Raw genomic sequence first — 24,909 nt, forward strand, 5'->3', positions numbered from 1 at the left:
AGACGGGGGGGGGGGGGCAGCAGCCCCCCCCGCCGTTTTCCTCCCCATCCCCCACTGACCGCGCCGCCGATGCGTGGCGCTGCGAAACGAACCCGGACGATCTGCCATGACCAAGCCTAAGAACGCCCCCAAGAAAACGCTCTGCGCCACCGATCCGAACGCCCCGCTTCGCGCTCGCATCCGCTTGGTGTTCCAGCCCGGCATGACGATCACCGAACTGGCGCGCAAGACGCAGGCGGAAGTGTCGAAGGTCAAGGATGCCGTCCAGAAGCTCCGCCGCCGTGGCGAGATCACCTGCGACGTGCCGCACAACCTGCCGGGCCACGCGCTGCGCAAGGAGTTCTCCGGCCCGACGATCACGGCAGAGATGCGGGCCAACTTCTGCCGGGCGGTTCCGGAGGACATGGCCGCTCAGATCGCCGCGTTTCCGGTGAAGAAGGTCACGAAGCTGCCGCCGGCCGGCTACCAGTCCAATTTCCCGCAGTTGCTCGGCTCCAAAGCCGCTTGGGTGGGGTGAGCCATGACCGGACGCGCCTGCACCGTGAACCCCTTCGAGCCGGGCAACTGGTCTCCGACCATCGCCGAAGTGGACGCACGCCCTGCCCCCGCTGTGGCCCGTGGCAATTGGGCGACGATCCACCCGACCGTCTACCCCAACCACGTCGCCCCTGTCGTCACTGAGCGTGACCGCGCGTCCATCGCCGCGGCCATGCACAAGGTCCGCCGCTTCGACAGCGCCGGCCGGGAGATTGCATGATGCCCGCAAAAGACGATGCCCGCCGCGCTCTGATTGCTGAGATGCACTCTCAAGGCATGAGCGATGTCCAGATTGGCGAGCGCCTTGGCGTGTCGAAGTCTGCCATCTGCCACATCCGCAAGGACATGGGCCTCCCGGCGGTGACGCGAGGCGGCCACAAGCAGCTTGTCACCGACGCCGACCTGATCAAGTGGGAGGCCGTTGGCATGAGCCGGCAGGAAATGGCGGAGCGGTCAGGCGCATCGCGCGTCACGATCACCAAGCGCCTGTGGGAACTCCGGAAGAAAGAAAAGCGGGCTGCGCAGGTTTCCGCCAGCGTGGTCACTGACGATGAGGAAGACGACGAGCCGACACCGACGATCATCGGCGACGCTCTGTTCCTCTCCGCCTTTGCCTCGGTCCGCGTGGCTCTTCCGACCAACTCCCGCCGGGCTGAGATCAGCAACCGTGACGGCCGGCTAATCGGCCTGCCGGTGATGATGTCCGCGCCCTCCAGCCTGTGCATGGGGGGCTGATATGGCCGCGCCCGAGAAAGCCATTCACATGGCTGTAGCCCGTTACCTCGCTCATGCCCTGCCGCTGCGGGCCGTGTGGCACCACTCACCGAACGGTGGCAGCCGGCATGTTCTGGAGGCGAAAGCCTTCCGTGACATGGGCACACGCGCCGGCTGGCCGGACATCGAAATCGTGTGGGAAGGTCGCGTCCACTTCATCGAGTTGAAGGCCGACAAAGGTCGCCTCTCTCCGGTGCAGAAGGAAGTCCACGCCGCCCTGAATGCAGCCGGCGCGACCGTCTCCGTCTGCCGCTCCATCGAAGACACTGAAACCGCGCTGCGCAGCCTGGGTATCCCGTTGCGCGCCAGCATCCAAGGAATTGCAGCATGAGTGACGTTGGTGGAATTGCCGCTGAGCGGCTGAAAAGCTTTGTCGAACGGATCGAGAAGCTTGAGGAAGAAAAGGCCGGCATCGCAGAAGACGTTAAGGAAGTTTACGCCGAGGCGAAAGGGACTGGTTTCGATACGAAGATTATACGACAAATTATCCGGCTGCGAAAGATGGACAAAGCCGACCGGCAGGAAGCCGAAGCTATCCTTGAACTCTACAAAGAAGCGTTGGGCATGGTGGAGTGAGGAATGTCCATTTCAAATGACTACTTCCTGATCCGCAACGCCATCGTCCGCGCCCGTGAGGCTGCCGGCATGTCGGTTGCGGAAGCTGCCCGGCGGTTAGGCGTTGCTCGCTCCACCGTTTCGGCCTGGGAGACCGGCCAGAACTTCATCCCGGCGGACAAGCTGTTCGGCTACGCGAAGTTGGTTGGCCTGCGCATCGTCGCCAACGTCGAACCCTCCCCGATTGAGCTTGCTGTGCGCCGTGCTGCGCCCGCCCTGGAGGCCGTCCAATGACCCCCTACGAAACCATCGTCATGACCGCCAAGCCCCATGCCAACGGCTATGCCGCCGACATGCGCCGCGGCTACGACGTGGCCGCTCAGCAACCGCTGCTGACCCGCGCTTGGTGGAGCACTCACCCTGTCACCAACACCCGGCCGCCTGTGGTGTGGCCCGTCAAGACGGAGGCGTGAGCATGTCCAAGCCCGCGCCAAAAATCCCCGCCTTCATCCGCCACAGCCAAGAGATGACCGACCGGCTGGAGTTCGCCGTCCTGCCCACGATGTTCGGCTCCGTCCTCAAGGGGATGCGCGAGAACCGGAACTATCGCGCCAACCCGCATGAACTGGCCTGGGTCGCTGCGACGTACCCAGACTTTGAGGAAGCCGCGGCGCAAGCGGTGGATGGGTTGCCGAAGCCAACAGGGAAGGGCGTCCGCGTCTTCGCTGATACGGTTGCCGCTTATGCCCTGAACGGCAACGGCATCAGCATGGCCCCCGGCTCTCTGCTGATGGCAACGGTCTACTGGACCAAGACCCTGATCGAAGCCGACTATCTGGTCCTCTACGAAGGCTCGCCATTCGAGCGCGGATACAAGTTCTTCTGGGATGAGGTGATGCTGCACCACGGCTCCGACCGCTGGTCGCCTCGCATCAAGGAACTGGACGGCTTCGCTGACCAGATCGTCCCGATCATCAAGCGCCGCATGAAGGTGCTCGGGCTCCTCACGCCGGCTGCCCAGCCCATCAGGGAGGCCGCGTGATGTCCACACACAGCGAAAGCCTCCGGATAGCGCAAGAGCACTGCAAGTGGGCTTGGTTCGCCGGCTACACGCCGCGGGCCGTCATAGAGAGCGTCATCAACCGCCCAACCAAGTCGGCCTTTCAGTTCACCTGGGACGATGCTCTGGCCGTCGTTCTGGCGTGGGCTGACGAGATGGGCGCAACCGGAATGCGGAGGGCGGCTTGATGCTCTCCACCAACCAATCCAGCGGCAAGGGGTGGCCACCCCTGGCACGGACGGCCCGCGCCGTGCCGGCCGCTGGACCCTACAGCGGGCAAGAGTGGGCACATGAGATGGATGGGGAAAAGAGCTTCTTATTGGCGCTCGGAAGCCGCGCCTATAACCGCCTCTATGGTGACGATGATTTCAGCGGGGACAAAGAGCACTTCGCCATGGTCGGCGATGAGATCAATGGCCTGTGTGGCGATTGGGAAAATGCGCGCATCCTGTGCCAGAGCCAGATTGAAGAGATACTGCTTGGGCAGATCATCTTCCTGTATGACGGGTACAAGCCCGTTCAGTTTGACGAAACGCCAGATCTTCCGAAGGAGCGCGAAGACTGGAGGACATGGTTCTCCATTCAGGCTCCCATCGGGAAGTTTAGGGCTGACTTCCTCTTCACTTGCATTGCGCAAGGGCATGTACGGCGTCTGGCTGTCGAATGTGACGGCCATGATTTCCACGAGCGCACCAAGCAGCAAGCGCAGAGAGATCGCGCCCGCGACCGCTTCATGGTCGCCGAAGGCATCACCGTAATCCGGTTTACCGGCTCCGAACTGTACCGCGACCCGATGTCTTGCGGCGAGCAACTGCAAGGCGTTCTGGAGAATTGCATGGACTCCGCCATGGTCGCGGCCGGGATGGTCAATGGCAGAAAGGACAGGCCATGAGCGCCACGCGCCCTTGGATGAAATTCTATCCGACCGACTGGCGCGGTGATCAAGCCTTGCGGGTTGTGTCGCTGGGGGCGCGGGGGCTGTGGATCGAATGCATGTGCATCATGCACGAGGCTTCTCCGTACGGCCATCTGATCATCAACGGCCACGCAGTGACAGACGCGCAACTCGCGGCGCTTGCCGGCACCGTCCCAGACCAGATCACAGCTCTGCTCAACGAACTGGAAACGGCGGGGGTCTTCTCGCGAAACCGCAACGGCGTGATCTACTCCCGGCGCATGACCCGTGACGAGAAGAAGCGGAAGGACGGGGAAAAATCCGAGAAGACAGGCACTTTGCCCAATAGCAGAAGGGGCAAGCAAGCGTCTGAGAAGTCTGGGAAAAATCCGCCACCCCCTGGGGTGGACGGTGGGGTGGTTGATCAACCACCCCTCACCCAGAAGCCAGAAGCCAGAGAAGAACCTACCAAAGAGGCTACCGCCTCTTTGGGCGCCGATGGCGCCAATGAGAACCAAGAGCCGTCCGAACGGGACTTGGTTTGGAAGAACGGCCTTCGCTGGCTGATGAAGCAGACGGGGCTGAAGGAGCCGAAGGCAAGAGGACTGATCAGCGCGTGGTGCAAAGGCGGAAACGAGGCCCTGCTGCTGTCGGTCCTTCGGGACTGCCGCGATCACCAGCCGCCGATTTTCGATGTCGTGCCTTGGATATTCGCAACCCTTGAAGACCGGAAGACCCGCAATGTCCGACAAGCCGAACAACATCGTCCCGCTGCCCGCACGTACGGGGAAGATGCTGACACCCGCCGCCGTGCGATCTTCAAGTCTCTGGCTGGGGACGTGGAGCCCAGCGGAGCCGCTGCCTGAGGGCGCCTCCGAACATCTCCCGGTGCTGGTGGAGGCGGCGGAGCGCGCTGTCGCCCCGGCGGATGTGAAGGCGTTCGCCGTCGCCATGGATGCCCTGGTGCAGTGGGTGGAGGTGTTTGGCGTCATTCCGCTCCCGGCGGACCCGGACAAAAGAGAGGCGCAGATCGGCGCCATCGTCGCCGGCTACCGCGCCCCACTCGCTGACCTTCCGGCCGACGTGCTGGTGAATGCAGTGCGCGCCACCATCGCAAACCATCAGTTCCGCACGCTGCCGATGCCGGCCGACATTCGGAAGTATGCAGAGGCCGAATTGCGCGAGCGGCAGGCCCGCATGCTGCGGCTCAAGACGGCTCAGCAGATTGCCGAGAGGCAGGCCAAGACGACCGCCGACTATGCGTTCCCCCGCGAGCGCACCCACGAACAGATCGCCGGCTTCTCCGCCGTGGTTGCCGCGGTCTCCCGCATCGACGCCGCTCCGAAGGCCATGCCCACCGAGCGCTCCGACCTCCACCCCGAAGACGACGACCGCCGTGCCGCAATCCTGCGTGTGCAGCAAGAGACGCGCGGCCTGCGCCGCATCCCCAAGCCATGGGAAGCCAAGCAGTGACCGCCCTTTCCTCCTGGGAGAAGACCCAATGAACGACGTCAACACCCCATTTTCGCCCGAAGAACTGGCGGAAGCCTGCATCGCTGACATGGAGGGCTGCACCTATCGCGGTCGCGTGGATGCCATCGCCGCCGCGATCCGAGGCGCCGTTGAGGCTGAACGCAAGAGCAATTCCAAGACGGCGGAAGCGACCGCGTTGCGCGACTTCGGCCGGCTCCCGTTCGGTCAGTTCGCATTTGCGCAGGAAGTGTCGATGGCTGCGGCGAAGGCGATTGACCCGTCGCGGTATCCGTCCACCACCTCCACGGAGGCCGCCCAATGACCGCGGCCAAGAACTCCACCCGCCAGATGCACGTCTACCGCGGCACCCCGCATTGCTTCGTGATCGGCGGGGAGGCGGAAGCCCGCGCTCTGCCGATCCGGGCGCTATGGGCCGCAGACGGCGGGGCATCGTGCCGACTGCATGCCACGCCGGCAGACAGCGAAGACGCCCTCTGGCACACGGGCGGATGTGCCGGCTGTGTCCGCAAGCTTCGGATGGAGCTTATCCGGGACGGCAAGCTGGAGCCTCACCCCTCCGTGAAGACCGGCCCGCTCCGTAATGGGGTGAAGGTCGCCGCCTGAACACTCGTTCCGCCCCTCATATCGCGCCGCTGGATGCGGTCTGAGGGTATGGCCGCTACCCATGTAGCCGGGAAGGGCAGAGGCCACTCAGAGACGCGCTGATGAGTCGGCGGAGCGGGCAGGGCATGCGGCGGAATGGCGACGTTGCCAGCGTTAAGACTACGGCAAGCATTGAGGCAAGGGCGCCGCAATTGAGGCAAGGGAAAAGCGGGGCGGTTGCAGTTTTGCTCTTCACGCGCCGCAAGTTGTGCTACAATCCAGCCCTAGAAACAGTTCGGGCCGGTTGGGCGCTGTAACGCCACCGCCGGCCCTGACCACTACGATAAACGGGAGTTACGTAATGGCTACTGATGAATTTGCCGGGAACGGCGCTGAAATGCAAGTCCACACTCCGGGGCCGTGGCTTGTGCAGCATGAAGGCAATGGCGAATTGGTCGTTTGGACCCGCCAGCCGCACACTGGCGCGCTCGCCACTGTCCACAGTGAGGACATCAACGGCGAATATCCGGCTGAGGCCAACGCCCGCCTGATCGCCTCTGCCCCCGATCTGTTGTCGATTGCAAGGCGTTGGATGGCGCTGAACGGTGAGTGGCACCCAACGCGCTACGCGGCAGAGAAGGCGCGTCTCATCGACGACACGCGCGCCGCTCTCCGCAAGGCGGGAGTAACGGACAATGGCTGACCTGTTCGTCTCGTATCAGGCAAAGATCGGCGAAGGCGCCATGTCCTTTGGTTGCTGCACGCTTGGCAACATCGGCGAGCCGCGCACAATGGACGCTGTTGAGCAGCTTCGCCTGTTCATCCAGAGCGATCTGCAAAGCCGTGGCAATCCATCGCCTTCCGTCGTGATCCTCTGGTGGAAGGAGTTGGGGCAATGACCACCTCACCCCGCGAAGCTCTAGAGCGCCTGACCCGCTGGCGGGACGTAGGCGACGGCCCTGTTGGCTACACCGCCGGCAATGAGGCGTTCGCCGCTGACGTGGCAGCTTTGCTGGACCTCGTACAAAAGCAGCACGAAGCGCTTGTGAGAGCCACGGTGCATCTCGTTGGCGCCGCTAGTGCCTATCGGACCCATGCCCGCCGGCATCACACGCTGACGCCGCGCGCTGTGACTGACCCTCTATTCACCACACGGGCCGCAGACTTTGAGCGTGCCGCTGACAGCGCCGGGATGGCGTGCCGTACGCTGTGTCTCCCGCCCGCCCCTGCGGAGGACAAGCCATGAGCGGCTTTGCTGTCGGGATGGCCGTTGGCGCCGTGCTGGTCTTCGCCCTCACGGTCGCCGCTAAGAACCGTGGGCCGTTGGACGACACAGACGACCACGCCACCGGCACCCGCTCCAACATGCGGGTTCTGATCGACCACAAGACGGGCTGCCAATACCTGCTGTCGGACGGAGGCGGATTGACGCCCCGTCTCGACGCCACCGGCAAGCACATCTGCGCCAAGGAGGTCCCCCATGGCTGATACCCTCACCCCGGAACAGCGGGCGCGAGATGTCCTTTCGGCGATCTGGAACGGAAGCGATGCCGTTCCCGCCATCGCGCACACCATCCGTGCAGCCGAGACGGCGGCCGTAGAGGCAGAGCGCGCCCGATGCGCCAAGATTGCCGACGAATGGCACGAGTGGTACGAGAAGCCCGGCTCCGGAACCCGGCACGCACAGCGGATCGCGCACCATATTCGCAACCCGGAGGCCGACAATGCCCGCTAACCCCTCGCTCATCGACACCTTGGCGCGTGACCTGTGGCTTGCCGATGCCCGCGCATGGCTTGCAGTCGCGCGACGCCTGGATGGGTTTGGGCTTCCGCCGGATGGTGACATCGACCCTGCTCAGTACGGCGAGCAGGCCAACATGCCGCTTTCCGGCCCGAGCTTCCGCGCCAAGTGGGAAGGGCAGGCTCGCGCCGCTCTCCGCTCTCTGCTAGAGGCCGGACCGACCGGCGCAATGCTTCCGGCGATCCTGACCTATGCTGAGAGCCAAACCGACATGGACGACGACGATGGCCCTGACGAGGCGAAGTGCCTTGCCTGGGACATTGCGCAGGGCATGAACGCTGCGCTCCGCGCCGCTCTGGAGGAAACCGGCAATGTGTGATCACGATCCGAACGACGCTACCATCCTCCCCGGCTTCATCGGCCCGACACAGGCCATGGGCGGGACGGACGGCATCCTAAGCCAAGACGAACTGGACGAACTTCTGGGCATCGGCAGACCGCTTATCGGTGGACCGCAGCCGTCCGCCCCGATCAGCCCGCAGGAGATTGTCGCATATCTGCGGGAAGCGGCAGGCGCCCCACCCGGACAGCAATCGCCATGGGATCATCTCGTCTGGCGGTTTGCTGCCGACGCCATCGAGGCGCTTACCGCCGAGAATGCCCGGCTGACCAGCGAACGGGACAAGGCGTTGGCTGAGTTCCGATGCGCGGAGCAAGAGCGCGACGTGTTTGTCCGCCGCGTTGACGAGCTTGAGAATATCGGTCCCGCTCGCCTCCTGCGGCACGAGAACGCCGAACTCAAGGCGGAGGCGGAGACGCTTAAGGGCGCTATCTGGCACGCCATCCAGTTTTCCCGTCGGCTACCGCACGACTACGACCACAAGCGGGACTTCACCGGAGAGACGGTCCCCATCAGGCGCGAAGCGCTTGGGCGGCTCTACGAGGCTGTCGGACACAGGGCCGAGGCGCCCGTTCAGGCGCCCCGCGAAATGCTGGAGGCTTTCGAGCGGATGAATGCCGACATGCAGGAGCTTTCAGACTTCGGACAGCGGTACCAGCCGGAGACCTACGCCACCACGGATCACGGCTGGTACGCCACCCACCGCGCCAATGTGGAGGCTGCCCACGCAGCAGCGGCGGCTCGTGCTGGGCTCCAGCGGTGCATCGGCCGCTTTGCCGAGGTCGCAGCCCGGCCCGACGAAGCCGAAGGCCTGCGCCCCCTGACCGAAGACGAAATCGCCTCACACAGCTACCTGCTGACCCGCGCCAAGGCCGGCGGCATCGACATGGACCTACTCGGCAAGCTGTGCCGCGAAGAGCCGGACGCCGACACCAAGCGGGAGGTGGACGAGATGATGGACGGGATAAAGGCCATGGACGGTAGCCCAAGCATCCTCTGCCATCCGGAATGGCCCACGCTGATGGCAGAAGCCTTGGCGCAGGTAAAGGCGGGAGACTGAGCCATGACCGACGCTGAGTTCATCGCCCTGCCGCTGGACGCCCAACGCGCCATCCTAGACGAGATGCGAGAGGGGCAGGCTCTTGCCGATCGGTGGGAGAGGATCGCCAGAAAGGCTATCCGCCTCGCTGGGCTTTCCGCCTTGGTCATGCTCGCCACCAACGCCATGTGGCTGTGGCTGGTTGTCGATCTGGTTGGCCGCGTCGGATCGCAACAGTGACCAGTATAAAGCTGGGAGGACTCTACGTCTACAAAGACACCGGACAGCCCGTCACCATAACAGAGGTCACTGAGCGTGACATATGGTGCGTGTTTGATTACGGTGACGGGAAGTGCGGAGTGGTGCTAGGACACGAAAGCGCCGCCGATGCGTTGCGCGAATACACGCCGCCGAAAGAATAGCCCTTCGGCGGCGTCTGCTGGTGTGGTAACATGCAGCCGTGCAACTGACCCGTCGTAGGATGGAAGATGTCCGCCCTTCAGCCCGTTCCGAACGCCCGCCGCGTCGGTGTGATTAGCCACCAAGCGCCCGTCCGGCAGTGTCAGGATGAGGTGACGGACTTAGGCACGCCGCAGACCCGCAAGCGGCTCCAGACGGACAACTGTCTGCTGATGCTCCACAAGGACCAGATCACGCAGGAACAATACGATGGGACGTGCCTGATCCGTGCCGCCTACCTGCTGATCGTCAACGGCATGGACGCCAAGGCCGCCACCTACGGCGAGCGGTTCGGCCATGGCACGGATGACTATGAGTCCGTGTGGGCCGTCATGGCTCAGGAAAATTACCTTGACTGGGTGGACGCCATGGCGGAGCGGGCGGCGGCCAACGCCAGAGCTAAGCGCGGCGGTAACAGGTGGCGTACGTGGCTCCCCATGGCCGTCATTGTGGATGGCATCACATGCCAACAGATTGCCGACCAGCGGGGCATGAAGACGCAGACGGTGGCGGAGTATCTGCGGGACGCATTAGACCTGTACAACGATGTGCGGTTCGGGCGGATCAAGCGGGACCGGAGGATGGCGGCCTAGCGCCTCAGTCTGGCGCACCAAACGAGCGCCTTGAGAAGCACGACGGCGGCGTCAGGCATGGGGCGGCGCCCCGTCAGCCAAGCGGACACGTCAGGAGCGCGGGCATTGGCCCCGGTGGTCCGATTGTAGCGGCCCATGAACTCCACATTGGACATGCCGAGCAGTCGCAGGATGCGGCGGGCGCGGTTCGGATCGAAGTTTCGGCGGTTTCGTATCGGCATGGGCTGATAGTGGCACGGCGGAGAAAATGCGGCAAGAGCCTAATTCCCTGTTGACGGCATGAGGCAAGTGCCTTACATTCGGTTCATCAAGACGACGCCAGCCACGGAGCGAACCATGAAGAACCTGACCAACGCCGACCGCGCCGCCGCCCTGAAGATGGTTGAGGGTTGGCTGGCTGGCGAAATCCTGAAGGAGACCGGCGCTTCTGTGCGGGTGCAGCGCGGCTCGCGCGGCAAGTGGTCTCTCTGGGGTTCTGCTGATGCCGTCGAGGCCGCGATGGCGATGGTGCTTGGTTCTGGCGTCGCCACCGAACAGGACCGGGTTGAGGATGACGGCGAGGTGTTCTCGTACTTCACCATCCACGGCGAGGCGTGATGGGTATTAGGGAATATCTGGAGGCCGTAAGAGGTCTCCAGTCTGCTGAGGGGCGTCATGCTGGCGTCCTTCGCGGCGGGCACACTGACGGAGAGTTCTTTTTCTACAACGGGAAAGGCTGCTGGAAGGTGCCTGTTAGCGAAGTGACAGAGTTCGTCGTTAGGGGCGGCGTCATGTATCCAGCTAAGGGCAAATGATGGCTTTGGTAGTGCGGTAAAGGGAAGCTTGACCCACGTCTCGTCCGGTACAGGGACACCAACAGCGGGAACCCGGCTAGACAGCCCGCGAAGAGATAGCGGCAGTAGCGCGCCGCCCGCACCACCAAGGCCAGCATTGGAGGCGACAGTGCCAGAGAAAAACATCCCCGTCATGAATTGCATGATGGTTTCCGTGATGACCGATGAGGGAGCGGATAAGCTGACGCTTGTCATTGAGTATATGGACGGCTCACTCGATTACGTGGACATGACGGCTGCGCAAGCGGTCAGGGTTGCGGGATTGCTGGCGCCGCAAGCTCGTGCGTATGAATGCCTTGATGAACTCTGCTTTGCCATCGAGCAGATGCAGGTTTTTGGAGACGACACAGGCGTTGAAGTCTGCCTAAAGGCTGCAAGAAAGCTCCTGCGCCAGCGTAATGAGACGGCAGGAGGACGTGTCAATTTTCAATCTTCAATCTGCAAGGAGGAATGAATGCGACATCCGAAAGGCCCTGGCGGTATCATCCCGATCATAGCGATTGTCGTCACGCTGCTGTTCATTTGGATCGTTGGCCCACCGCCGCCGTGAGGCCAAACCACTAAGCAGCCAGATATTATTTGGAGGGAACAGTGGAAGATAGCACGGCATTTGCGAGAAGCGCAGGGGTCCACTTAGGTAATGCGGTGATTGAGTTAGCGTCAGCATTGGCTTCAGCTGGAGGTGATAAGAAAGCGTTCCGATCAAGGGTTCAGAATGCCCTGGAGCGCGTGCGGGACGCGGAAGACGCGCTAATCAGGGCGGATATGGCTATTGTAACGGAAAGCAGCGAGCACAGAGCCATGACGGCTGGATGGCCTGCGGCTTCTGGGTGACAGCAACCATGCAATGGCGCAATCTAACCCGGTTGCGCCACCACACCACATTTTCGCTTGACCGATTGGGACAGTTGAGCGTACGTTCCAGATAGTGAACAGAATTGCGCCCGGCGGTAACTCGCTCGGGCGCTTTGTCGTTTTGGGGCCAGCGATGAGGAACCGTCCGGTCCAGATCGTGCGCGGCTCTGACTGGTGCGTTCCCTGGGAGGTTCGGAACGTTCCGGACGACGGCGTTCCGCTCGCCAGCTTCCGCACGCAGGGCAAGGCCCTAGGCTACTGCGCCACTGTCGGAGCCAAGGTTGTGGAGGTCATCCATGCCGGACAGCCCCAGCGACGCGCCGTTACCTGACGAACCCGCCACCGACGAAGCAGAGCCCGAATATGCCGCTGCTGTCGCTTTGTATCGTGAAGCTCTACCACGCCGGCCGATTATGACGGCGGGCGTTGAGGACTGACGCCATGGCCGACCCTACCGCTGACGCGCCTTCGTGGCTCACATGGGTGTTCGGCGGCGGAGCTGGCGTTGTGGCCCTCTACAATGCGTGGCAGTTCGTCGGCGCAAAGCTCAAGGCCGGCACGGCGGAGGCGAGGGCGGAGCGACAGGCGGCGGTCAAAGAGGCCGCAGAGAACGACATCATCAAGACGCTCCGTGAGCAGTTGGCCGAAGAGCGCCGCCAGCGGAGCGAGGATGTGGCCCAACTCAAGGCGCAGATAGCCGAGTGCCGCAAGGAAATCGGTGAGCTTCGCGAGCAGCTTGACGACGCCCTAGAGGCCCGCGTGCAAGCCATGCTGGAGGCCACCAGGGTCCGCGAGCAAAACGCACAGATCGAAACGCGGTTGGCGGAAGTCGGTCGCGAAAACACCGCGCTTGTGCTGGCTCATGGCGAGTTGGCCGGGTGGGTGATCGGGCTAGACCTTCCCGAAGGCGCCCGGCTTTCCCCGATCTACGGCAAGGCCAAGATTTGGCTGGAGCACAACCGGGCGCGATTATCGGACGCAGCGTGACGCCGCTTACCTTTGCCACCTAAGAGGCCATTGATCCGGCGGAAGCTTCTCTAGCAGCTCCAGCACAGGCATCCACGGCTTGGGTAGCGGACGGCTCCCATTCGTGACCGCAACGACGTGCGTGTATTGGCTTTCCATGGCGTCGGCGAACCGGCGCTTCCATCCGTAGCCTCCTAGAAGGGCTTCGGCGCGGCGGCAGAAATCGGCCGCTTTCGGTGTCAGGTGCATCGCTCCCCCGCAAACAATTACGCGCTGCGTAATTCTAGCATGCAGGATCGCCCATGACGACGTGCCAAGAGATTTGCGACGCCGCTTCCCACTGCGCCCCCTGCGCCCTAGACGCTGAGCTAGACCGCGTGAGCCGTGGCCGCATCGCTCCGTATGTGGAGGGCAGCGACGACACGGGCCGGTGGGCAGTGCTGAACGGTCGCTTCGTGCGCCACCCTGACGAGGATTGACGCCATGCCCGCCTGTCTCCACTGCGGCCTGACGGATGGCCGCCACTTCGACGGCTGCAAGGCGGCCCCTACCGTCGTCGGCTCCATCATCGCCATGTCAACGCGCCGCGCCTACGTCGTCACGAAGGACGCCGATGGCATCGACCGGGTGCGCGAGACGCGAGACGCCGGCTTCTACGATCCGCCGCCTGCGATCGGTGACACGCTGGTGAGGCTGGCTGACGGCACGCTGTCGCACAAGCCCGCACGGAGCGCCACGCAGAATGACGACATGCCGATCTGCGGGCCTGAGCGATTGGGCGACGGCCTGGACAGACTGGCGCAGACGCTCGCTGAGCGCGAGAGGGAGTGGTGATATGCTCAAGCTGACCCCCTATCCCCGCGCATCGTCCGGCAGCAAGTCCACCGCCGCCCGGATCGGCGACACGCTGTCGCTTGCCGGCGCCACCGAGCTTGCCGAGCGCATCCAAGCCCACTGGCACGGCCATCCTGTCGGGGTGCGCGTCGAGCCCATCCAGAAGGTGGACGGCGCCTGCATCGGCTACTGCGTCCGGTCCAACTTGGTCAACGGCCTTCCCCCGAGGTGAAGCCATGCTGATCGGCATCCTTGCCTTGGCTGGCTTGGCCGTGAATGCCTTTGGCGCTTATGCGGTTGGCGGTTGGCCCGCTGCCCTTTCCGTATTCGGTGGGTTCGGCGCTGGGTGGATCGCCCGCATCGGGGCCGCAAGGATGGAGCGAGACCTATGAAGCGCGTTCAGGTGATCGTGGAAGTCGATGCCGACGACAAGGTGTACATCGGTGACATCAACGGCGCCATTGGCGCGGCGCTCGAAGCCGCCGGCTCTGTCGATGTCCGGGGCGGACAGGTGTTCATGCGCACCGCTCGCGTCCTCAACAGGGCTGTCGCTGAGGCTGCCCGCAGACGGTACGACGACAAATGACCCGTTCCATGGCCCCCACCATTGCCGCCGTAGAGCGCATCACCCCACCCGCCGGCCCATCCGTCAGCCGCCTGGCCGAAAGCTACAACAATGGACACGCTGACGGCGTAAAGGCTGGAAGGGCCGAAGCCTTCGCCACGCTGCGATGGGCAGCAATCCCACTCCTACTCATTGGATACCTTACTGCCTGTGCCGTGCGCCTCATGTGAAAGGCCGGCTTGGGTGATCGGATAGAGGTGATGGGATGCCGTCCAAGCCTGCGCTGCATCGCGCCCCCGGATGGGCTCCGTTCAAGCGCGTCCGCACTGACCGGATAGACCGGGAGTACGGAACGCAGCGATGGCGCAAGCTTGCCCTCTCCATCATCGAGAGGGACCGCGGCATCTGCGCTATCTGTGGCCTGCCCGGCGCTGACACTGCCCACCACAAGATGGAGAAGCGGGAAGGCGGGAAGGACGAGCCGACCAATCTGGAGGCGGTCCACAGAGGGTGCCACAACGCGGCGCACGGAGCGCGCGGAAGGGGCAGGGCATAGGGGGGGGTGCATCCCTGGGCAGGTTGGGGTAGCGACCGGTCCGGGAGGCTTTCCGTGCGTGTGCAAAACCACAGCAAAAAGGTGCAACATGGCGCGACCGCGCAAGCCGACCGTGCTTAAGGTCGTCGGCGGCACTGCTCAGCCGTGCCGCATCAACAAGGCTGAGCCCAAACCGGAGCGCGGGAAGCCGTCTCCTCCGGCCCATCTGTCCGACAAGGCAAAGACGGCATGGGGAGAGGCGTCGGTCATCCTCGACCGCATCGGCGTTCTCACTGAGGCCGACGCCATCGCTATGGAGGGGTTGTGCGAAGCGCTCGCTGATCTGCGGACGGCACGGCAGGCGCTCGCCTCCTACGGCGGGAGCCTGACCTACGAGACCATGACGAAGGACGGCGGCAAGATGCACCGCGCCTATCCTGAGGTGGCGATGGTTGCCGACGCTGACCGCCGCCTTTCGATGTGGCTGGCGAAATTTGGCCTGACCCCTGCTGACCGCTCGCGCGTGTCCAGCGGCAACGACGACAAGGGCAAGGCCGATCCTTGGGCGGATTTCTGACATGGCGATAGCGAAGCGCAAGTCTGGAGGCGGGGCGCCCCCTTCGGCCCCGACAGGACGGCGCGACTACATCGCCATCGCGAATGGCTACATCGCCGATGTGGTCAGCGGGAAGATACCTGCCTGCAAATGGGTAATCGCCGCATGTGAGCGGCAAAAGCGCGACTTGGCCCGACAGGGCGATAAGGCATGGCCCTATCGGTTTGACGAGGAAAAGGCGTCTCGCATCTGTCGCTTCGTCGAGAACATGCCCCACACCAAGGGCAAGTGGGCGATCAAGAAGGCCGGCGACCCGCGCAGCAACCGGCTGCGGCTGGAGCCGTGGCAGGTTTTCCGGCTGACCACGATTTTCGGGTGGGTGAAGAAGGAAACCGGAACTCGACGGTTCCGCCGGGCATATAACTTTGTGCCCAGAAAGAACGGTAAGTCGGCAGAGGTGGCCGCGGTCGGCCTCTACATGCTGGCCGCCGATGGCGAATACGGCGCTGAGGTCTACTGCGGCGCGACCAACGAGGTGCAGGCGTGGGAGGTGTTCCGCCCCGCCAAGCTGACCGTTGAGCGCGAGACTGCTTTTTCTGAGAAGTTCGGTCTTCTGGCGAACGCGGCGAACATCAACCGCCTAGCCGACATGAGCCGGTTTGAGCCGATCATCGGCAAGCCCGGTGACGGCGCTTCCCCCTCTTTCGCCATCGTGGACGAGTACCACGAGCACCAGACGAACGACCTGTACGACACGATGGAAACCGGCATGGGCGCGCGTGAGCAGCCCATGATGTGGGTGGTGACGACGGCGGGCGATAACATCGCCGGCCCCTGCTACGACATGGACAGCCACGCTAGGAAGGTGCTGGAGGGACTGATTGAGGATGAGGAGTTGTTCGCCATCATCTACACGATTGATGACGGCGACGACTGGAAATCCGAGATGGCCCTTATCAAGGCCAACCCGAACTATGGCGTGTCGGTCTCGGCGGAATTCCTTCGGTCCAAGCAGGCTGAAGCCGTAAAGCGCACCTCTAAGCAGGGCGTTTTCAAGACGAAGCACCTGAACCTTTGGGTGCAGTCGCGGCAAGCCTGGATGAACATGGATGCGTGGCTGAAGTCTGGCGATTGCCCGGACATCGAAGAATACAGCGGGCAGCCGTGCCGACTGGCATTTGACCTTGCGTCGCGCACCGACATCGCGGCACGGGCTCAGTTGTTCACGACGCTTGAGGATGACGGGAAGACGCACTTCTGGCTGTACACGAAGCTGTACATGCCTTCGGAGAGCGAGCTTTTCGACAAGGTTCCGGCGCTGCGGCATTGGGCAGACGAAGGGCACATCGAGCTAACCGATGGTAACGAGATCGATCTGACCAAGATCGAGACGGACGCCATCGGAGAGCCGTGCGGCGGGCAGCGCGAAGGCGGCCTTGTGACTGAGTTCGAGGTTACAGAGGCGGTATTCGACCCTTGGCAGGCGACGCAGATGCGCCAGAACTTCCAGCGCGAAGCATCGTCGGTCCAAGTCATCGAGTTCCGAGCGCTGACGCAGAACTTCAGCCCGGCGATGAAGGAGTTGGAGGCGGCGGTTCTCTCTGGCCGCTTCCATCATGACAACAATCCGGTGATGAACTGGATGATGTCCAACGTCACCGTTAAGCCGGATGCGAACGACAACGTGTTTCCCCGCAAGGAGAAGCACGAGAACAAGATCGACGGCCCGGTGGCCGCAATGATGGCTATCGCCCGCGCTATGACTGGTGACCCGGACGGCACCGTTCCTGACGACTACGACCTACCTGTATGGGGCTAGAGCATGGCTGAAGCAAACACGACCGCAACGGGCGCCGTTGCGATGGACGCTGCGCGCCTTGTGCTGGCCGTGGTGGGTGCCGGGCTGATCGGGTATGGGGCATGGCTCCACTATCCGCCGGCCGGTTTCGTCTCTTCCGGGGCTCTGGTCTTCGCGGTCGCGGTGATCGGGGCGATGAGGGCGCGCTGATGGGCTGGCTAGGTGACTTTCTCGGCGGTGGCAGCGTGAGCGCCATGGAAGCCGGGAGCCAAACCAGCGGAACGGGCGACCCATCCGGTTGGCTAACCGATCTGTTCGGCGGGATGATCACAGAGACCGGCATTCGGGTGTCGATTTCTGACGCTCTGACGGTTCCGGGCGTGGCCGCGTCGGTCCAAGTGCTGTCGGATGACCTTGCCAAGGTGCCGATGTACCTGCATCGCAAGCTGCCGAACGGCGGTAGCGAGTTGGCGACGGATCACCCGCTCTTCCCGTTGCTGGCCGGCTGGCCGGCGCCGTGGCTGTCCACCTTCAACTGGCGGCGGACGCTGATCCACAACACGCTGACGCGCGGGAACGGCTTCAGCCGGGCGCGGTGGTCGGCTGAAGGCATCGTGGAGAGGATCACCAACGTCCAGCCGGGACGGATCACCACCCGGTGGACGGACGACGGAGAGCCCTATTACGACCTGTCCGGCACGACCTACGAGCGCGGGCTGTCGTGGAGGGACATCATCCACGTACCGTATCGGGCGTCCAGCGACGGGGCGGAGAATGGCGGCGTCTTCGGCGTCTCCCCGATCCACCAGCACCGCGAAATGCTGGCCTTGTGCATCGCAACTGAGCGGTTTGCGGCGAAGTTCTTCAAGAACGGTGCCCGGCCGTCTGCCGTGGTCGAAATGGACGGGAAACTGCCCAACGATCAGGTTGCGGCGCGCATCCGGGCAAGCCTGGAACGCACCTACGGCGGCGTAGACAACGCCTTCAAGATCGCGGTGCTGGAACTCGGCATGAAGCTGAAAGAGTTCAGCTTCAACAACGCCGATAGCCAACTTGTCGAGATCAGGAAGGAGCAGGGCGTCCAGTGCGCGCAAGCCTTTGGGGTTCCGCCGCACAAGATCGGCATCCTCGATCGCGCAACGTTCTCGAACATCGAGCATCAGGCCATCGAGTACGTCACCGGCCCGCTTTCCGCTTTGGCGGAAGCGCTGGAGTCTGCCATTGAGACGACGTGCCTCTCCGCCGCAGAGCGGGGCGTGTACTTCATCGAAGTGGACTTGGACGAGTTGAAGCGCGGCGACATCCTGAACCGCTACCGCGCCTATGCCATTGGCCGGCAGTGGGGATGGCTGAATGCCGACGAAATCCGCGAGTGGGAGCGGCAGAACCCGCTACCGGATGGGGCGGGCAAGGAGTTCCTGAAGCCCCTCAACATGATCCCGGCCGGGACAGACCCGACGCAGGACCAACCAGCGGACAAGCCGACCGCGCCGAACAAGGACTAAGCCCATGACCACCGTATTTGACGCGCTCACGGCGGAGCCGTGGGCGATCCAGGCCGATTGGCTGCACCGATTGGCATCAATCGCTCAGCGCGGCACCTTGGACAAGGAGGCCGCGGAGGCGGCGCGCTTGCTGCGGGAACAGGAAATGGCGATTGCCGCCGGCCCCTCCGCCCGCCGGCTGGAAGGCGCCCGCTATGCGATGGTGACGCAGGATGGCGTCGCCATTCTGCCAGTGTTCGGGCCGATCTTCCCCCGCGCCAACCTGATGACGGAGGTTTCCGGGGCAACGTCGGCCGGCGCGCTGCTGAACGACTACCGGTTGGCGCTGTCCAACCCGGATGTCGGCGCGATCATGGCGCTGATGGACACCCCCGGCGGCGCGGTCTCCGGCATCAATGCGGTGCATGACGCCATTGCTGCAGGCCGGAAGCAGAAGCCCACCAAGGCGTATGTGACCGGCACCGCGGCGTCGGCCGGATACTGGATCGCCTCTGCGGTCGGACCCGGCAACATCGCCATGGACCGGACCAGCATCGTCGGAAGCATCGGCGTTGTCGCTGCCATCCCTAAGCAGGTTGAACCTGGGTCCGATGGCGTGATGGCTGTGGAGATAGTCTCCGCCAATGCGCCGAACAAGCGACCCGACCCGACCACCGAAGAGGGCGCAGACACGATCCGCGCCACGCTCAACGCCATCGAGACGCAGTTCATCGCCGATGTGGCGAAGGGACGCGGCGTGTCGGTCGAGAAGGTCAAGAGCGACTTCGGCAAGGGCGGTGTAATGGTGGGCCAGGACGCAGTGACCGCCGGCATGGCCGACAAGATCATGAGCTATGACGCCGCCTTCAGCGAGTTGGCGGCCATGGTTCGGAATAAGCGGCGCGCTGACGCGCTGCGCAAGTAATCCCCCGGCGAAGGCTTGGGGTTCGTGGGCGCCGCAAGGCGCCTTTTTCGTTGGGCAACCTACAGGAGAATACAATGCCCCTCGATATCGTTGGCCTTCGCCAGGACCGCGCGAAGGCTTATGAGGGTCTGAACGCCATCCTGACCGCGACCGATGGCCGCGCCATGACGGCCGATGAGCAGGCGCAGTTTGACGCCGCCGAAGCCTCCGTGAAGGACTTCGACGCCAAGATCAAGAACGCCGAGCGCGTGCAGGCCCTTCGCGCGAACACCGCCGTCCCGTCGCGCGCCTCCGTCGCCGATGATGACCGCGGCACCAAGGCCGCCGCTCCGGTCGCCCCGGCGGCTCCCGCCGCCAAAGACGAGCCCGGCATCGATCTGGCCCGCTACACCCGCGCCATCGTCGCGGCCAAAGGCAATCTGGATCAGGCGGCTACCTGGGCATCGGCGCAGTTTGGTGAGTCCCACCCGGTGGTGATGGACATCAACTCCGCCATGCAGACGAACGACATGGCCGGCGGCGGCATCTTCGTTCCGGAGCGTCTGTCCAACGAGCTGATCGGCCTGCTGTACCCGAAGACGGTCATCCGCCGGATTTCCCGCGTGGTCCCGCTTGTCGGCGGCACGGACACCGTTCCCACCGTCGAGAAGGGCATCAACGCCTATTACATCGGCGAAGGTGACGACCTGACCACGGACGAGCCGTCGTTCGGCGCTCTGTCCTTCAAGGAGCGCGAGATCGCCTCGCTGGTCCCGCTGAGCAACAAGCTCCTGCGCCTGTCGCGCGTCGGCATCGACCAGTACGTGCGCGACATGATGCTGGATGGCTTCGCTCAGGCGGAAGACAACGCCTTCCTTCGCGGCGCCGGCACGGGCGCATCGCCGAAGGGCCTGCGCTACTACATCCCGCCTGCGCAGATTTACGATGCCAGCGGCGCCGCGACCCCGACCGCCGCTCAGGTGGACAGTGACACCCGCAAGATGATCCTTGCTCTGTCGCTTGCCGAAATCCCCATGACCAACGTCCGTTGGCTCATGCATGACCGCGTGTTCATGTATCTGGCCGACATGAGGGACAGCAACGGGAACAAGGTCTACCCGTCGCTGGAGGCGGCCAACCCGACCTTCCGCGGCTACCCGGTGGAGCGCTTCAACCGCATCCCCACCAACCTGTCGGACGGCTCCAACTCGGACTGCACCGAACTGTACCTGGGCGACTTCAGTTTCTCAATGGTCGCCGACAGCTACGCCGTCCGCATCGACGCCTCGGATACCGCCTCCTACAAGCAGGGCGGCAACATGGTGTCGGCCTACAGCAAGAACCAGACGCTGATCCGCGGTCTGGCCGGGCATGACTACGGCATCACCCGCCCCAAGGCGTTCACGATGCTGAACAAGGTCCGTTGGGGCGCCTAAGCGCCCCTTCACCTCTGACCAACAGGAGACAGCAGAATGTTCGCTCTGGAGCGAAACGTCGTCGCTGAGACGACCCCGATTGCCTTCGCCCTGACCCCGACCAGCGCTACCGCTGGCGGATCGGGCGACAACACCGCCGCGAACGGCGCCAGCATCGATGTGACCGGCTTCTCCGCCGGCCGCGTTGAGTCTGTCGGCTTCCTGATCGGCGCGACCGCCACTCTAGCCGCCACCAAGACGCTGACCGTCACGGCCAAAATCCAGACGAGCGACGACGGCTCCACCTGGACCGACGCCAAGGCGGCGGCCACCGTCCTGACCCTGACCGGCGCGACCGGCGGCAGCACGGAAACCGGCGTCGGCAAGATCGGCGTCTCGCTGGAGTACTGCGGCAAGTACGTTCGGGTGGTCGCCACCCCCGACCTGTCCGCGACTGGCACCGATACGGCCAGCATCTTCGGCACCGCCATCTTCGGCGGCGCTTACAAGAAGCCGTAATGGTCATCGTCCGCTTCCGCCGGAACGCTCCCCCGTATGCCGCGGGGGAGTTGGCGGGCTTCCCGACTGAAAAGGCGGATCGCCTTGAACAGGAAGGGGTGGTGGAGCGCCATTTGGCGGAAGAGGACGCGCCGGCCGCCCCCGATGCTTTCGATCCTGCCACCGCCGACGCTGCCGCCCTTCGCGCCTTCCTGATGGAGCGTGGCGTATCCGTCCACCACAAGACGGGCGAAGCGAAGCTCCGCGAACTGGCTGCCGCCGAACTGGCGAAGGAGTGACCATGCCGACCCTGACCGTCTCCGCGCCTGTCGCTGATCGCTCGCTGGTGTCGCTGGCGACGGTCAAGGCCGAACTCGGCATCACGGACACTGCGTCTGACACGATGCTAACCCGGTGGATCAAGGAACTGAGCGACAGCGTGTGCGAGGTCTGCGGCGTGGCTGCTGACCAAGCCGGCCGGCGGACTTTCCTGTCGGAAGGCGTGACCATCGCCTACCGGGCGCAGGAAATTCCCGAAGGGCTTGACCCGGCGCCGCTGATCCTGCCGTGGCGCGTCCCCGTTTCCATCTCCACCGTCACTGTCGATGGAACAGCGCTGACCGTCGCCGACGACGTAGAGGTGGAGCCCATGGCGGGGCTGCTGTGGCGCCTCAACGCCGATGGCTGCCGGACCCGCTGGGAACAGTCGAGAACGCTGCTGACCGGCACTGCCGGATGGGCGCTTTCCGATGTGCCGGCGGCAATTTCCAGCGCCGTAACCGATGCCGTTCGGTATCGGTGGTACGCACACACCCGCGGCGATCCGCTGTTGCGTTCCTACGAAAATCCCGATGTTGAAAAGCTGACCTACACCGATACCGATAAGGTCGAGATGACTAACGGCCTGCCGGATGCCGTCGTCGGTCGCTTGGCCCCATACACGAACATGGTGATCGGATGAGCGCATATGACCGCTTCGCCGCGTCTCTGCGCCGTGCGGGCCGCCAAATGTCGCTGAAGCGCCGCGTCGGGACCACCAATGCATTTACCGAATGCACAGTCTATGGCAAGGCGCGCTTCTATCAGCCTACGGAACTGATCGGGCTTGTGAAGCAGGGCGACCGGCGCATCCGCATTGCACAATCCGATATCGCCGCAGCCAGTTGGCCGGGGCCGCCCAAGGTTGGCGACTTACTGGACGGCGGGGCTGTGCAGGGCGCTGAGCATCTGTACGACGGCGAAACGCTCGTGGGCTTCGTCGTGTGGGTTAGGGGGTAGGGATGACCAGCGTTGTCGTCTATGACGCCGTCAGAGCGAAGGTAGAAGCTGATTGGTCCGCTACTCCGGTATCGTGGCCCAACGAAGCCTTTGACCCGCCGTCTGGTGAGCATTGGATTGCCCTCGAATTTGAGGGGCGGCTTTGGTCGCAAGAAAGCGTCGGCGGCGGCGATCCTGCTGAAGAGCGGTGGGACGAGAATGGAACCATATGGGTCCACTCCATCGCTCCTATTGGGGTTGGTGAACGAACGCAGCGCCAGAACGCCACTGACTTCATCAACCTTTTCCGCGGCACCGAGATCGGCGCCATTGAGTTTCAGGATTGCGAGATCGCGGCCGGCGGCGCTGACGACGACGGCTTGTGGTGGCGCATCACCGGCCGGATTGACTTCGTGAGGAAATGACAATGGACAAGCACACCGTAGCCAAACCCTTCGCCACTCTGACCCGTCGGTTCGCGCCTGGGCAGGAAATCACCGCCGCCGACATCGACGGCGCCGTCTCCTTCGCCGATTGGATCAAGCTGGGCTACATCGCCCCGCCCGCCCCGGCGCCCAAGGCCGCCAAGGAAGCCCCTGCGGCGGACTGACCGCCCACAACATCGAGACCATCGGCCGCCCTTGGAGGCGGCTTTTCTTTTGGCTGAGGAGAGCCGCCAGAAATGACCAGTTCCAACCGCGTCCAACTTGCCGCCGTTCTGGAAAGCACCATCGGCACCACGCCCGGCACCCCGCGCATGCGCAAGGTCCGCATGACCGGAGAGAGCCTGAAGTATTCCCCGGCCTTCGTGGACAGCGACGCAATCCGCGATGACCGCATGAGCGATGCACCGATCCAAGTGTTCAAGGAGAACAGCGGCGGCGTCAACGTCGAGATGCACTATCCGGTGCCGGACTCTGTGCTGTCCAACTTCATTGCCTCCGCGATGTTCCGCGACTGGATCAACACCCCGACACGCTACAATGACGGAACGGCCGACAGCGTCATCACCGACATCGGAACCACAGCCAACACGATCGCCTTCACGACCGGCGCGGCCTTCGTTGTCGGGCATCTGGTCCGCAATTCCGGTTTCGGCGTATCGGGCAACAACGGCTTGTTCCCGGTGACGACCGGCGGCGCTACGTCGCTCGTCTCCACTGGTGCCAGCTTCACGGCGGAGACGGCGCCGCCGGCTGAGGCGAGGGTGAAGGTTGTCGGCTTCCAAGGAACGAGCGGCGACATCACGGCCACGTCCACCGGCCTTGCGTCCACGACGCTGGATTTCACGACGCTGGGAATTTCGCCCGGCATGTTCTTCAAGATCGGCGGGACTGGCGCCGGCTTCCGTTTCGCGACCGAGGCGCTGAACACCTGGGTTCGGGCTACCGCCGTTTCTGCCCACGCCATTACCTGCGACCACCTGCCGTCCGGCTGGACGACGGACACCGGTTCCGGAAAGACGATCCGGGTGTTCTTCGGCGATTGGGTCTACAACGGGACCAGCAAGATCGCCATGACCTTCGAAAAGGGGTTCCTGGGGCAGGCCACGCCGACGTACATCGTTCAGCGGGGCATGATCGCCAACCAGATGCAGACACAGGTTCAGAGCCGCCAGAAGATCACCGGAAGCTTTGAGTTCATCGGCATGACCGGCGGCGAAAGCACGTCCACCCTGGATGCGGTTCCTGACGATGCGACGTCCAGCATTGTCGCTCCCGTAATGGCCGCCAACGTCAACCTTGGCCGGGTCAATGAGTACGGCTCCGCTGTTCAGTCGCCCAACTTCGTGAAGAGCATCGACTTCACGGTGAACAACAATATCTCGGGCATTGAGGCGGCTGACAACGACAGCTTCGTGGGGCACCGGGAAGGCGAATGCACCGTCACCGGTAGCATCGACACCTATTTCGGTTCCGACGCGATGCTGGCGCGGTTCTACGCCGGCATGCTGTCCAGCCTCAACTTCCGCGTCGCCAAGAACAGTCAGGCGCTCGTCTATCAGTTCCCGGCGATCACCTACAACAGCGATGGCAACCCGAATGCCGGCGGCAAGAACCAGGATGTCATGCTGAAACTTGGCTTCAAGGCCAGCAAGGACAGCCTGATCGGCGCGCACGTGGCGCTCCAGCGCTTCGAATACTACCAGGACTAAGCGAGACCCCGCGACCAACGGGAAAGAGGCTGCCTGACCGGGCGGCATGACGGTTCGCGCGAGCCGCGGGCGGGCGTTTGGTCGGCGCCCGCCCATCATCACGCACCAGACCAACCGACCAAGGG

The 24,909-nt window shown here is 63.7% G+C and carries 42 protein-coding genes; all 42 read left to right on the top strand.

Going from position 1 to position 24,909, the window contains the following annotated elements; translation table 11 throughout:
- Window positions 1-106: 106 nt before the first annotated feature.
- The 42 genes from TSH20_RS03730 (at window position 107) to TSH20_RS03935 (ending at window position 24,784) form a co-directional block, all read left to right on the top strand.
- Window positions 107-517, top strand: a complete 411-nt coding sequence (locus TSH20_RS03730) for a hypothetical protein (RefSeq protein WP_109073465.1) — start codon at window positions 107-109, stop codon at window positions 515-517.
- A 3-nt stretch (window positions 518-520) separates the two neighbouring features.
- Window positions 521-757 carry a hypothetical protein gene (locus TSH20_RS03735; RefSeq protein WP_109073466.1) on the top strand — a complete coding sequence of 79 codons (237 nt, stop codon included), beginning with the start codon at window positions 521-523 and terminating at the stop codon, window positions 755-757.
- The gene (locus TSH20_RS03740; protein WP_109073467.1) at window positions 754-1,272 is read left to right on the top strand and encodes a helix-turn-helix domain-containing protein; all 519 of its coding nucleotides are present in this window, start codon (window positions 754-756) and stop codon (window positions 1,270-1,272) included. The genes TSH20_RS03735 and TSH20_RS03740 overlap by 4 nt, the downstream gene beginning before the upstream one ends.
- Window position 1,273: 1 nt before the next feature.
- Complete coding sequence (locus tag TSH20_RS03745; protein WP_109073468.1) at window positions 1,274-1,642, top strand: VRR-NUC domain-containing protein; 369 nt, start codon at window positions 1,274-1,276, stop codon at window positions 1,640-1,642.
- Window positions 1,639-1,887, top strand: a complete 249-nt coding sequence (locus TSH20_RS03750) for a DUF2312 domain-containing protein (RefSeq protein WP_109073469.1) — start codon at window positions 1,639-1,641, stop codon at window positions 1,885-1,887. The genes TSH20_RS03745 and TSH20_RS03750 overlap by 4 nt, the downstream gene beginning before the upstream one ends.
- Before the next feature lie 3 nt (window positions 1,888-1,890).
- Window positions 1,891-2,160 carry a helix-turn-helix transcriptional regulator gene (locus TSH20_RS03755; RefSeq protein ID WP_109073470.1) on the top strand — a complete coding sequence of 90 codons (270 nt, stop codon included), beginning with the start codon at window positions 1,891-1,893 and terminating at the stop codon, window positions 2,158-2,160.
- The gene (locus tag TSH20_RS03760) at window positions 2,157-2,339 is read left to right on the top strand and encodes a hypothetical protein (RefSeq protein WP_109073471.1); all 183 of its coding nucleotides are present in this window, start codon (window positions 2,157-2,159) and stop codon (window positions 2,337-2,339) included. The genes TSH20_RS03755 and TSH20_RS03760 overlap by 4 nt, the downstream gene beginning before the upstream one ends.
- A 2-nt stretch (window positions 2,340-2,341) precedes the next feature.
- Entirely contained in the window at window positions 2,342-2,908 is a 567-nt protein-coding gene (locus TSH20_RS03765; RefSeq protein ID WP_109073472.1) for a hypothetical protein, read from the top strand.
- The gene (locus TSH20_RS03770; RefSeq protein ID WP_109073473.1) at window positions 2,908-3,114 is read left to right on the top strand and encodes a hypothetical protein; all 207 of its coding nucleotides are present in this window, start codon (window positions 2,908-2,910) and stop codon (window positions 3,112-3,114) included. Before TSH20_RS03765 ends, TSH20_RS03770 begins: the two co-directional genes overlap by 1 nt.
- Window positions 3,114-3,818, top strand: coding sequence for a DUF559 domain-containing protein (locus TSH20_RS03775; RefSeq protein ID WP_109073474.1), 705 nt, complete (start codon window positions 3,114-3,116; stop codon window positions 3,816-3,818). The genes TSH20_RS03770 and TSH20_RS03775 overlap by 1 nt, the downstream gene beginning before the upstream one ends.
- A complete protein-coding gene (locus tag TSH20_RS03780) occupies window positions 3,815-4,687 on the top strand; it encodes a hypothetical protein (protein WP_109073475.1) in 873 nt (290 codons plus the stop codon). Before TSH20_RS03775 ends, TSH20_RS03780 begins: the two co-directional genes overlap by 4 nt.
- Window positions 4,688-4,709: 22 nt before the next feature.
- Window positions 4,710-5,294, top strand: a complete 585-nt coding sequence (locus TSH20_RS03785; protein WP_109073476.1) for a hypothetical protein — start codon at window positions 4,710-4,712, stop codon at window positions 5,292-5,294.
- 28 nt (window positions 5,295-5,322) lie between these two features.
- Complete coding sequence (locus tag TSH20_RS03790) at window positions 5,323-5,616, top strand: hypothetical protein (RefSeq protein ID WP_109073477.1); 294 nt, start codon at window positions 5,323-5,325, stop codon at window positions 5,614-5,616.
- Window positions 5,613-5,918: a hypothetical protein gene (locus TSH20_RS03795; RefSeq protein WP_109073478.1), complete on the top strand. Its 306-nt coding sequence runs from the start codon at window positions 5,613-5,615 to the stop codon at window positions 5,916-5,918. The genes TSH20_RS03790 and TSH20_RS03795 overlap by 4 nt, the downstream gene beginning before the upstream one ends.
- Before the next feature lie 340 nt (window positions 5,919-6,258).
- Window positions 6,259-6,600 carry a hypothetical protein gene (locus tag TSH20_RS03800; protein ID WP_146205322.1) on the top strand — a complete coding sequence of 114 codons (342 nt, stop codon included), beginning with the start codon at window positions 6,259-6,261 and terminating at the stop codon, window positions 6,598-6,600.
- Window positions 6,593-6,796, top strand: a complete 204-nt coding sequence (locus TSH20_RS03805) for a hypothetical protein (protein ID WP_109073480.1) — start codon at window positions 6,593-6,595, stop codon at window positions 6,794-6,796. Before TSH20_RS03800 ends, TSH20_RS03805 begins: the two co-directional genes overlap by 8 nt.
- A 343-nt stretch (window positions 6,797-7,139) precedes the next feature.
- Window positions 7,140-7,385, top strand: a complete 246-nt coding sequence (locus TSH20_RS03815) for a DUF6440 family protein (RefSeq protein WP_109073482.1) — start codon at window positions 7,140-7,142, stop codon at window positions 7,383-7,385.
- Window positions 7,378-7,632, top strand: a complete 255-nt coding sequence (locus TSH20_RS03820; protein WP_109073483.1) for a hypothetical protein — start codon at window positions 7,378-7,380, stop codon at window positions 7,630-7,632. The genes TSH20_RS03815 and TSH20_RS03820 overlap by 8 nt, the downstream gene beginning before the upstream one ends.
- The gene (locus TSH20_RS03825) at window positions 7,622-8,017 is read left to right on the top strand and encodes a hypothetical protein (RefSeq protein ID WP_109073484.1); all 396 of its coding nucleotides are present in this window, start codon (window positions 7,622-7,624) and stop codon (window positions 8,015-8,017) included. The genes TSH20_RS03820 and TSH20_RS03825 overlap by 11 nt, the downstream gene beginning before the upstream one ends.
- The gene (locus TSH20_RS03830) at window positions 8,010-9,098 is read left to right on the top strand and encodes a hypothetical protein (RefSeq protein WP_109073485.1); all 1,089 of its coding nucleotides are present in this window, start codon (window positions 8,010-8,012) and stop codon (window positions 9,096-9,098) included. Before TSH20_RS03825 ends, TSH20_RS03830 begins: the two co-directional genes overlap by 8 nt.
- Window positions 9,099-9,101: 3 nt before the next feature.
- Window positions 9,102-9,317 (top strand): hypothetical protein, encoded by a 216-nt coding sequence (locus TSH20_RS03835; protein ID WP_109073486.1) that lies wholly within the window; start codon window positions 9,102-9,104, stop codon window positions 9,315-9,317.
- A 248-nt stretch (window positions 9,318-9,565) separates the two neighbouring features.
- Window positions 9,566-10,129: a hypothetical protein gene (locus TSH20_RS03840; protein WP_109073487.1), complete on the top strand. Its 564-nt coding sequence runs from the start codon at window positions 9,566-9,568 to the stop codon at window positions 10,127-10,129.
- A gap of 336 nt (window positions 10,130-10,465) precedes the next feature.
- Window positions 10,466-10,726 carry a hypothetical protein gene (locus TSH20_RS03845; RefSeq protein WP_146205321.1) on the top strand — a complete coding sequence of 87 codons (261 nt, stop codon included), beginning with the start codon at window positions 10,466-10,468 and terminating at the stop codon, window positions 10,724-10,726.
- Between the two features lie 345 nt (window positions 10,727-11,071).
- Window positions 11,072-11,416 carry a hypothetical protein gene (locus tag TSH20_RS03850; protein WP_146205320.1) on the top strand — a complete coding sequence of 115 codons (345 nt, stop codon included), beginning with the start codon at window positions 11,072-11,074 and terminating at the stop codon, window positions 11,414-11,416.
- A gap of 534 nt (window positions 11,417-11,950) precedes the next feature.
- Window positions 11,951-12,148: a hypothetical protein gene (locus TSH20_RS34530; protein ID WP_146205319.1), complete on the top strand. Its 198-nt coding sequence runs from the start codon at window positions 11,951-11,953 to the stop codon at window positions 12,146-12,148.
- A 110-nt stretch (window positions 12,149-12,258) separates the two neighbouring features.
- Window positions 12,259-12,804 carry a demethoxyubiquinone hydroxylase family protein gene (locus tag TSH20_RS03855; protein WP_109073490.1) on the top strand — a complete coding sequence of 182 codons (546 nt, stop codon included), beginning with the start codon at window positions 12,259-12,261 and terminating at the stop codon, window positions 12,802-12,804.
- A 462-nt stretch (window positions 12,805-13,266) separates the two neighbouring features.
- Window positions 13,267-13,617 carry a hypothetical protein gene (locus TSH20_RS03860; protein WP_109073491.1) on the top strand — a complete coding sequence of 117 codons (351 nt, stop codon included), beginning with the start codon at window positions 13,267-13,269 and terminating at the stop codon, window positions 13,615-13,617.
- A 1-nt stretch (window position 13,618) separates the two neighbouring features.
- Window positions 13,619-13,849 (top strand): hypothetical protein, encoded by a 231-nt coding sequence (locus TSH20_RS03865; protein WP_109073492.1) that lies wholly within the window; start codon window positions 13,619-13,621, stop codon window positions 13,847-13,849.
- Between the two features lie 156 nt (window positions 13,850-14,005).
- Window positions 14,006-14,203, top strand: coding sequence for a hypothetical protein (locus TSH20_RS03870; protein ID WP_109073493.1), 198 nt, complete (start codon window positions 14,006-14,008; stop codon window positions 14,201-14,203).
- 623 nt (window positions 14,204-14,826) lie between these two features.
- Window positions 14,827-15,294: a phage terminase small subunit P27 family gene (locus TSH20_RS03880; protein WP_109073495.1), complete on the top strand. Its 468-nt coding sequence runs from the start codon at window positions 14,827-14,829 to the stop codon at window positions 15,292-15,294.
- Window position 15,295: 1 nt separating this feature from the next.
- Window positions 15,296-17,092 carry a terminase TerL endonuclease subunit gene (locus TSH20_RS03885; protein WP_109073496.1) on the top strand — a complete coding sequence of 599 codons (1,797 nt, stop codon included), beginning with the start codon at window positions 15,296-15,298 and terminating at the stop codon, window positions 17,090-17,092.
- Between the two features lie 3 nt (window positions 17,093-17,095).
- On the top strand, window positions 17,096-17,281 hold the full coding sequence (locus TSH20_RS34535) for a hypothetical protein (protein WP_109155474.1): 186 nt from the start codon (window positions 17,096-17,098) through the stop codon (window positions 17,279-17,281).
- On the top strand, window positions 17,281-18,576 hold the full coding sequence (locus tag TSH20_RS03890; protein WP_158281946.1) for a phage portal protein: 1,296 nt from the start codon (window positions 17,281-17,283) through the stop codon (window positions 18,574-18,576). Before TSH20_RS34535 ends, TSH20_RS03890 begins: the two co-directional genes overlap by 1 nt.
- A gap of 4 nt (window positions 18,577-18,580) precedes the next feature.
- Window positions 18,581-19,480: a S49 family peptidase gene (locus tag TSH20_RS03895; RefSeq protein WP_109073498.1), complete on the top strand. Its 900-nt coding sequence runs from the start codon at window positions 18,581-18,583 to the stop codon at window positions 19,478-19,480.
- A 74-nt stretch (window positions 19,481-19,554) separates the two neighbouring features.
- A complete protein-coding gene (locus TSH20_RS03900; protein ID WP_109073499.1) occupies window positions 19,555-20,895 on the top strand; it encodes a phage major capsid protein in 1,341 nt (446 codons plus the stop codon).
- Window positions 20,896-20,931: 36 nt separating this feature from the next.
- Window positions 20,932-21,393: a hypothetical protein gene (locus TSH20_RS03905; protein ID WP_109073500.1), complete on the top strand. Its 462-nt coding sequence runs from the start codon at window positions 20,932-20,934 to the stop codon at window positions 21,391-21,393.
- A complete protein-coding gene (locus TSH20_RS03910; protein ID WP_109073501.1) occupies window positions 21,393-21,671 on the top strand; it encodes a hypothetical protein in 279 nt (92 codons plus the stop codon). The genes TSH20_RS03905 and TSH20_RS03910 overlap by 1 nt, the downstream gene beginning before the upstream one ends.
- Before the next feature lie 2 nt (window positions 21,672-21,673).
- Complete coding sequence (locus TSH20_RS03915) at window positions 21,674-22,333, top strand: hypothetical protein (protein WP_109073502.1); 660 nt, start codon at window positions 21,674-21,676, stop codon at window positions 22,331-22,333.
- Entirely contained in the window at window positions 22,330-22,650 is a 321-nt protein-coding gene (locus TSH20_RS03920) for a hypothetical protein (RefSeq protein ID WP_109073503.1), read from the top strand. Before TSH20_RS03915 ends, TSH20_RS03920 begins: the two co-directional genes overlap by 4 nt.
- A gap of 2 nt (window positions 22,651-22,652) precedes the next feature.
- A complete protein-coding gene (locus TSH20_RS03925) occupies window positions 22,653-23,054 on the top strand; it encodes a phage tail terminator-like protein (RefSeq protein WP_109073504.1) in 402 nt (133 codons plus the stop codon).
- Between the two features lie 2 nt (window positions 23,055-23,056).
- Window positions 23,057-23,239 (top strand): hypothetical protein, encoded by a 183-nt coding sequence (locus TSH20_RS03930; protein ID WP_109073505.1) that lies wholly within the window; start codon window positions 23,057-23,059, stop codon window positions 23,237-23,239.
- 72 nt (window positions 23,240-23,311) lie between these two features.
- Complete coding sequence (locus tag TSH20_RS03935) at window positions 23,312-24,784, top strand: phage tail tube protein (RefSeq protein ID WP_109073506.1); 1,473 nt, start codon at window positions 23,312-23,314, stop codon at window positions 24,782-24,784.
- Window positions 24,785-24,909 lie beyond the last annotated feature (125 nt).

Source organism: Azospirillum sp. TSH20 (assembly GCF_003115935.1).
Taxonomy (GTDB): Bacteria; Pseudomonadota; Alphaproteobacteria; order Azospirillales; family Azospirillaceae; genus Azospirillum.